This is a genomic window from Streptomyces sp. NPDC001027 (assembly GCF_040299045.1).
Classification (GTDB): Bacteria; Actinomycetota; Actinomycetes; order Streptomycetales; family Streptomycetaceae; genus Streptomyces.
In genome coordinates this window covers 1-7,201 of the sequence record NZ_JBEPBI010000324.1, presented here as the reverse complement: position 1 = coordinate 7,201, position 7,201 = coordinate 1, and the positions used below count along the sequence as shown (strand labels likewise).

The window sequence follows — 7,201 nt, the reverse complement described above, 5'->3', positions numbered from 1 at the left end:
GGCGCCGACCTCCGCGCAGTCGATGTGGGGGGTGGACCGTACGGTGTCCAGCAGTCGGATGGCCTGTGAGCGCAGGGCGTCGGAGCTGCGCCCGGCGAGCATCGAAGTGACCAGACTCGGTTCGACGTTGCCGCCGCTGAGCAGGACGCCCACGTCGGAGCCGTACTCGGCGGCGTGGGCCAGCCCGGCGGCGAGCGCGGTGGCCGCTGCCGGTTCCACTACCAGCCGGGCGTGCAGGAACGCGGCCATCAGAGCCTCGCCGATGGCCGGCTCCGGGACGGTGACCACCGAGGTGACCGCGCGTTCGGCGAGCTCGAAGGGCAGCGCGCCGATCCGGTCGGGGCGCAGCCCGTCGGCGATGGTGTACCGGGCGGGGACCGTCACCGGCCGGCCGGCGTTCAGGGCGGCGGTCAACGCCGGTACTGACTCGGGCTCCGCGCCGACGACCGCCGTACCGGACCCCTCGGCGGCCAGGCAGGCGCCCGCTATGGCACTGCCGCCGCCGATCGGGACGACCACGGCGTCCAGCTGTACGCCCTCGGCGGTGACCTGGCCGAGCAGTTCCGCGGTGGCGGTGGCCTGGCCGAGGACCACTCGCGGGTTCTGGTAGGGGTCGACGGCGTCGTAGCCGTACCTCTGCCGCAACTCATCGACGACGGCGACGCGTTCGGCCAGCAGCGTGCCGGCGGTGACCACCTCGGCACCGGTGTCCCGGATCCGGCGGACCTTTGCCGGCGGCGCGTCTGCGGGCAGCACCAGCATGGCGGGGAGTCGGTGTTCACGGGCGGCGAGCGCGACCGCGATCGCGTGGTTGCCCGTACTCTGGGCAATCACGCCGCGGCTGCCGTCCCGGGCGAGTTCGTCCACGGCCAGCAGGGCGCCGCGGGCCTTGAACGACCCGCCGTGCTGGAGGTTCTCGGCCTTCAGCCACAGGCGGGCGCCGGCGATGGCGTCCAGCGGGGCGCAGCGCACCACCGGCGTGCGCCAGACCCGGCCGGCGAGTTCGCGTTCGGCGCGTGCGACGCCGCCGTGGTCGAGCGGTGCTCCGGCCATCAGCGCGGGATGCTTTCCGGGGGTGATGTCAGGCATGCCGTGCAGCCTTTCCGTCGGGGTCGCTGACTTCATTTCGGCGGGCCGAATCGAGGTTTTTCCTGCACGCCCCTGCAATGCCCATCGGGTCCTCCTCAAGGGGCTGTCCGCGGAATGTGCGGAAGTGGCCGTTATCCTTGCAGGGAGAGATCTTCGTCGGAAAGACTTGGCTTTCTCCGTGGGCGTGAAGACGGCTGGCGACAGCCGGTCGTGGCGCCCGGTATCAGATCCGCTCGCGGGCGGCGTCGGGCCGCAGGTGTCAGTCCAGGGGTGACAGGTTCCGCCGTTTGTTGCTGCCGAAGGTCCGACGCGGTGCGGACCCGGCCCACTCCACCATGGTGATCATGATCGAGATCAGAGAACTGACGAAACGGTACCGCGAGGTCACCGTTGTGGACGGTCTGAGCTTCACGGCCGAGGCCGGACGAGTCACCGGGCTGCTGGGGCCGGAAGGCGCGGGCAAGAGCACGACGCTGCGGATGCTGCTGGGCCTGAGCAGTCCTACCGCGGGCAGCGCCGCGATCGGCGGCCGCGAGTTCCGCGACCACCCGCCGGGGCCCCACGAGGTCGGTGCACTGCTGGACAGCCACGGCGTGTACTGCCGGCATGTCGGTAACACCGCCCGGGAGTGCCTCGTCGGGCTGGCCCGGCGGTACAGGCTCCCGCGCGGCCGGGTGGACCAGGTGCTGGAGCAGGTCGGGCTGACCGAGGTGGAGCAGCGCCGGGTCGGCACCTTCTCGTTGGGGATGCGTCAACGCCTCGGTGTCGCCTACGCGTTGTTCGCCGACCCGCCGGTTCTGGTGCTCGACGAGCCGCTCAACGGGCTGGACCACCGAGGGCTGGTCTGGGCGGGCGACCTCTTCCAGCGGCTGGCCGGCGAGGGGCGCACGGTGCTCGTCTCCGGACAGCCCTCGATCGGACTCGCCGGCCTGGCCGAGGACCTGGTGGTCGTCGCGGGCGGCCGCAGGGTCGAGGGACAGCGGGCAGCGCTGCTCCGCGACGGCGACGGCGACGGCGGGCCTCGGGTGCAGGTGCGCACGCCCGACATCGCGGTGCTGGCCGAGTTGCTGGCCGACAAGGGCGCCCAAGTGGTGCTCAACGACGACCAGTCGCTGACCGTGACGGGCCTGACCGCCCAGGGCATCGGCGACGTAGCCTTCCTGAACGTCGTACCGGTGCACGAGCTCGCCCCGGACATCCCCGGTCGCTGAGCCGCGCCCGACAGTGTTTCTCATGGCGCGCATCTGCCCACCCGACGGGCCGGCCGTTCAACCGGCGCGCCGACGCAGTTGCACAGGGGGTGTCCTGCGCCTCTTCGGGCCGGCCTCCTGATTCCCTGTTCAAGAACCGTGCGCGGCGGCCGAGTATTGATCCACTGCGCCGCCCCGGGCCATCCTGATTCCGGAGATCGCGCTGTGCGCGGCAATCCTTGTATGGCGAGGCGGATGTGGTTTCGTCGGCTTTCCGGGCCCAGGTCCCGAGCTGACTCTCTCTGGTCGTCATTCCATCGACGTGCGGCCGGACGCTCGGAATTCCGGGACGGCTTCCCGGTCGCTTGGTCAATTCCTTTTGCTTTTCTGGAGAGAGGGGTGCTGATGTCCGACAAGAAGCTCTTCCTGCGGTCGAAGGCCATCATCGAGCCGCTGGTGGACAGGTTCTTCGCCTGGCCGTACACCATCGCGCCGGTGCAGGCGGCGATGAACCTCGCGTTCCTGCAGCTGCCGCTGCTGGAGTCCTATCTGCAGTCCCCACAGGTGCATGTCGCGGCGAGCCACAACCCGGAGCTGCGCGGCGGTTACTTCGTCAACATCCCGGAGTCGCGCGCCGACGAGGTCCGTGACCTGGTCGCCGCGATCAAGCGCGACCGCGCCGACATGCTGCGCTTCGCCGAGGCGATCGCCGCCGGCCAGGAGATCCTGCGGGCGAACGCGACCGGCTTCGACCTGACCCCGCTCTACCCGAAGATGCCCGAGGAACTGGGCGGTCTCATCGAGCTCGCCTACGACACCGACAACCAGGCGCAGATGCGGTTCATGGAGCCGCTGGTCTTCAAGAGCAAGGTCTACGACGAGTCCCGCCAGTCGGTGCAGCTCTCCCTGGAGACAGGGATCGAGCGCCCGTTCATCTTGAGCACCCCGCGCCTGCCCTCGCCGGACGTCCTGGAGCTGGACATCCCGTTCCGCCACGAGGGCCTCGCCGAGCTGTTCAAGGCCCGCGTGCACGGTGCCACCCTTGCCCACCTGCGCGAGGCGCTCGGCCTGGACGACGCCCAGGCCGGCCAGCTGTCCAAGCTGCTGACGGACCGTCCCAGTCTGTCCGAGGACCGCCACATCGACGGCGGCGGCCGGATCCGATACTTCGGGCACGCCTGCCTGGTCCTGCAGACGCCCGAGGCGGCGATCGTCACCGACCCGTTCATCAGCGCCGACAGCACCGCCGGCGACCGCTACACGCTGGACGACCTGCCGGACTACATCGACCTCGTGCTGATCACCCACGGTCACCAGGACCACATCGTCCTGGAGACCTTGCTCCAGCTGCGCGGCCGCCTCGGCGCGATCGTCGTCCCCCGGTCCTCGCGCGGCAACCTCGCCGACCCGTCCATGGCGCTGATGCTTCGTCACCAGGGCTTCAACGTCATCGAGGTCGACGACTTCGACGAGGTCGAGTTCCCCGGCGGCAAGATCACGGCGACGCCGTTCCTCGGGGAGCACTGTGACCTGGACATCCGCGCCAAGTCCACCTACTGGGCTGAGCTGGCCGGCAAGAAGGTCTTCATCGGCGCCGACTCGTCCGGCATCGAGCCCTCGCTCTACCGCTACATCAAGGACCACCTGGGCACCGCCGACATCGCCTTCCTCGGCATGGAGTGCGACGGGGCGCCGCTGACCTGGCTCTACCAGGCGCTGCTGACCGTCCCCATCTCGAAGAAGATGAGCAACTCGCGCAAGCTCTCCGGCTCCAACGCCGAGCAGGCCGCCGCCATCATGACCGAGCTCGGCGCCCGCGAGGCGTACATCTACGCCATGGGCGAGGAGGACTGGCTCGGCCACGTGATGGCCACCACCTACACCCCGGACACCTACCAGCTCAAGCAGATCGACGAGTTCCTCGCCTGGTGCAAGGACCGCAACATCACGGCCGGCCACCTCTTCAAGCAGCAGGAGTGGCGCTGGTAACCACCCGGTGTCGGCAGGGCCCGTCGGGGCGGGACGCCGGGCCTTCGTGACCTGCGAAGACCCGGGGTCCCTCCCCGTCCGTCTGGCGGATCCCCGAAGCCACGTCACCCACGAAACGCCATCGGCCCTCAGGCCGTTCAGGAGGTAGGTAGCACCATGGACGTGCAGGACATCGTCTACGCCGAACTGTTCACCTCGGACAAAGTCTCCGCCGCCGACTACTTCGTCTCGGGCCTGGGCTTCAGCAAGGTCGCCGACGCGGTGGAGACCGACCGCAGCTCCGTGCTGCTGCGCCAGGGCGACGTGAACCTGGTGGTCACCTCGGGCCGCGGCACCTGGCGCTTCCTCGACAGCCACGGCGAGGGCATCGCCGATCTCGCCTTCAGCTGCGACGACCCGGTGGCAGCCGGCGAGCGGGCGGTGGCGTCCGGCGCCGCGCGGCTGGACTCGGCCCGCGGCACCACCGTGGTCTCGGGCTTCGGCGGCGTCGCCCACACCCTGCTCCCGGCTGCCGCCCGTCCCGGCGAACCCCTCGCCGACGGCCGCAGGTGGACACCCTGCCCGCCCACTCCGACCGCCACGCCCGCTCGGATCCGCCTGCTCGACCACGTCGCGGTCTGCCTCGCGGGCGGCACCCTCGACTGGTACGCCGACTACTACCGGGACGCGTTCGGCTTCTCCCGGTATTCCTCCGAGTACGTCGCCGTCGGCGGGCAGGCGATGGACTCCGTCGTGGTGCGCAGCGCCTCCGGCCGTGCCACCTTCACCCTCGTCGCGCCGGACCCGACCAAGGAGCCCGGCCAGCTCGACACCTTCATGGAACGCAACAGCGGCCCGGGCGTGCAGCACCTCGCATTCCTCGTCGACGACATCATCGCGGCGGTCGGCGAGGCCCGGGACCTCGGCGTCAATTTCCTCACCACCCCCGACACGTACTACGACCTACTCGTCGAGCGCTTCGACGGGGACACCGACCGGATAGCCGAGCTGCGCAAGGCGCAGGTGCTGGCCGACCGGGACGAGTGGGGTCACCTGCTGCAGCTGTTCACCCGCTCGCCCTACGAGCGCAACACCCTCTTCTTCGAGCTCATCCAGCGCCAGGGCTCCCGGGGCTTCGGCAGCGCCAACATCCGTGCCCTGTACGAGGCCGTCGAGCGGGACCGGCTGACCTCCTGATGGACAGCGCCGACGCCATGACGGCACGCCCGTTGACCCTCGCCGAGTACGAGGCCCTGGCCCGCCCCCGGCTGGAGCCCGGCGTCTGGGACTTCCTCGCGGGCGGCGCGGGCGAGGAGCGCACCCTCGCCGCCAACCTGGCGGTGTTCGACCGCCTTCGGCTGCGCCCCAGGGTGCTGACAGGCGGCGGCGCGCCCGCCACCGCCACCCGGATCCTCGGCCGGACCTGGTCCCTGCCGCTCGGCATCGCACCCATGGCCTACCACACGCTGGCCCACCCGGACGGCGAGGTCGCCACCGCCCGCGGCGCCGGCCGGCTCGGCGTCCCGCTGGTCGTCAGCACCTTCGCGAGCCACACCTTCGAGTCCATCGCCCAGGCCGCCGCCGCGCCGCTCTGGCTCCAGGTGTACTGCTTCCGCGACCGCTCCACCACGCGTGATCTCGTCCAGCGCGCCGAGCGGGCCGGATTCGAGGCACTGGTGCTCACCGTGGACGCCCCGCACCTCGGCCGCCGACTGCGCGACCTGCGCAATGACTTCCGGCTGCCGGACGGCGTCGTACCGGCCAACCTTCAAGGCGGGGACTTCGCCTCGCCCGGCGGGCACGCCCGAACCGAGTTCGACCCCACCCTGGAGTGGTCGACCATCGAGTGGCTGCGGTCCGTCAGCTCACTGCCGGTGCTGGTGAAGGGCATCCTGACCGCCGAGGACGCCCGCCTGGCGCTCGCCGCCGGGGTGGACGGCATCGTGGTGTCCAACCACGGTGGCCGCCAACTGGACGGCGCCCCGGCCGCCCTGGAGATGCTGCCGGAGATCGCGCAGACGGTCGCGGGCGCCCGCCCCCTGCTCCTCGACGGCGGGGTGCGGCGCGGCGCGGACGTCCTCGCGGCGCTGGGCCTGGGAGCCGACGCCGTCCTGCTCGGGCGGCCGGTGCTGCACGGCCTGGCCGTGAACGGCGCACAGGGCGTCGAGCACCTCCTCGGCCTCGTCGCCGAGGAGCTGACCGAGGCGATGACGCTCACCGGCACCGCCTCCGTCGCCGCGGCCGGCCCGGAGCTGGTGGCCGAAGCGGACCCGTGGGGCCGGCCGGCGGCGCTCCGCCGCCCCGGCCCCACCTGGCAGGACCGGCCGGCAGGCGACCTGCGCCGGGACGAACTGCACGGCAGCGTCACCGACCCGGTGCTCGACACCATGAACTTCCTCAACGAGGTCACACAGCGCTATCCCGAAGCGATCTCCTTCGCGCCGGGCCGCCCGTACGCCGGCTTCTTCGAGACCGAGCAGATCTTCACGTACCTGCGCCGCTATCTGGACCACCTGGCCGAGGGCGGCGCCTCGCCCGAGGACATCCGCTCGGCGCTCTTCCAGTACGGCCCGACAGCCGGCCAGATCCGCGAGCTGATCGCCGACATGCTGCGGGCGGACGAGGGCATCGACGTGCCCGCCGAGTCCATCGTGGTGACGGTCGGAGCCCAGGAGGCGATGCTCATCGTCCTCCGGGCACTGATCTCCGGTCCTGCGGACGTGCTCCTGGTCTCCAGCCCCTGCTACGTGGGCATCACCGGCGCGGCGCGGCTGTTCGACATCGTGCCGAGTGCTGTCCCGGAGGCGCCGGGCGGGTTCCGCTGCGCCGACCTGGAGACGGCGATACTCGCCGAGCGGGCGCGCGGCCGACGCCCCCGGGCGTTCTACGTCGTGCCGGACCACTCCAACCCGTCCGGGACGACTATGCCGCTCGCACAGCGCCGGGAGCTGCTC

At 71.2% G+C, this 7,201-nt stretch carries 5 protein-coding genes; 4 read left to right on the top strand and 1 reads right to left on the bottom strand.

Annotated elements, in window-relative coordinates; genetic code table 11:
- Positions 1-1,089: threonine ammonia-lyase (locus ABT300_RS39425; protein ID WP_351686621.1), on the bottom strand; the 1,089-nt coding region annotated here is incomplete at its 3' end.
- A gap of 344 nt (positions 1,090-1,433) precedes the next feature.
- Here ABT300_RS39425 and ABT300_RS39420 point away from each other — a divergent pair.
- From ABT300_RS39420 to ABT300_RS39405, 4 genes are all read left to right on the top strand, one after another.
- Positions 1,434-2,300 (top strand): ATP-binding cassette domain-containing protein, encoded by an 867-nt coding sequence (locus ABT300_RS39420; protein ID WP_159083284.1) that lies wholly within the window; start codon positions 1,434-1,436, stop codon positions 2,298-2,300.
- Positions 2,301-2,684: 384 nt separating this feature from the next.
- Complete coding sequence (locus ABT300_RS39415) at positions 2,685-4,268, top strand: MBL fold metallo-hydrolase (protein ID WP_351686617.1); 1,584 nt, start codon at positions 2,685-2,687, stop codon at positions 4,266-4,268.
- 156 nt (positions 4,269-4,424) lie between these two features.
- The gene (gene hppD, locus ABT300_RS39410) at positions 4,425-5,444 is read left to right on the top strand and encodes a 4-hydroxyphenylpyruvate dioxygenase (RefSeq protein WP_351686614.1); all 1,020 of its coding nucleotides are present in this window, start codon (positions 4,425-4,427) and stop codon (positions 5,442-5,444) included.
- Positions 5,444-7,201 (top strand): aminotransferase class I/II-fold pyridoxal phosphate-dependent enzyme (locus ABT300_RS39405; protein WP_351686611.1); only part of this gene is annotated, 1,758 nt, incomplete at its 3' end. The genes hppD and ABT300_RS39405, both read left to right, overlap by 1 nt.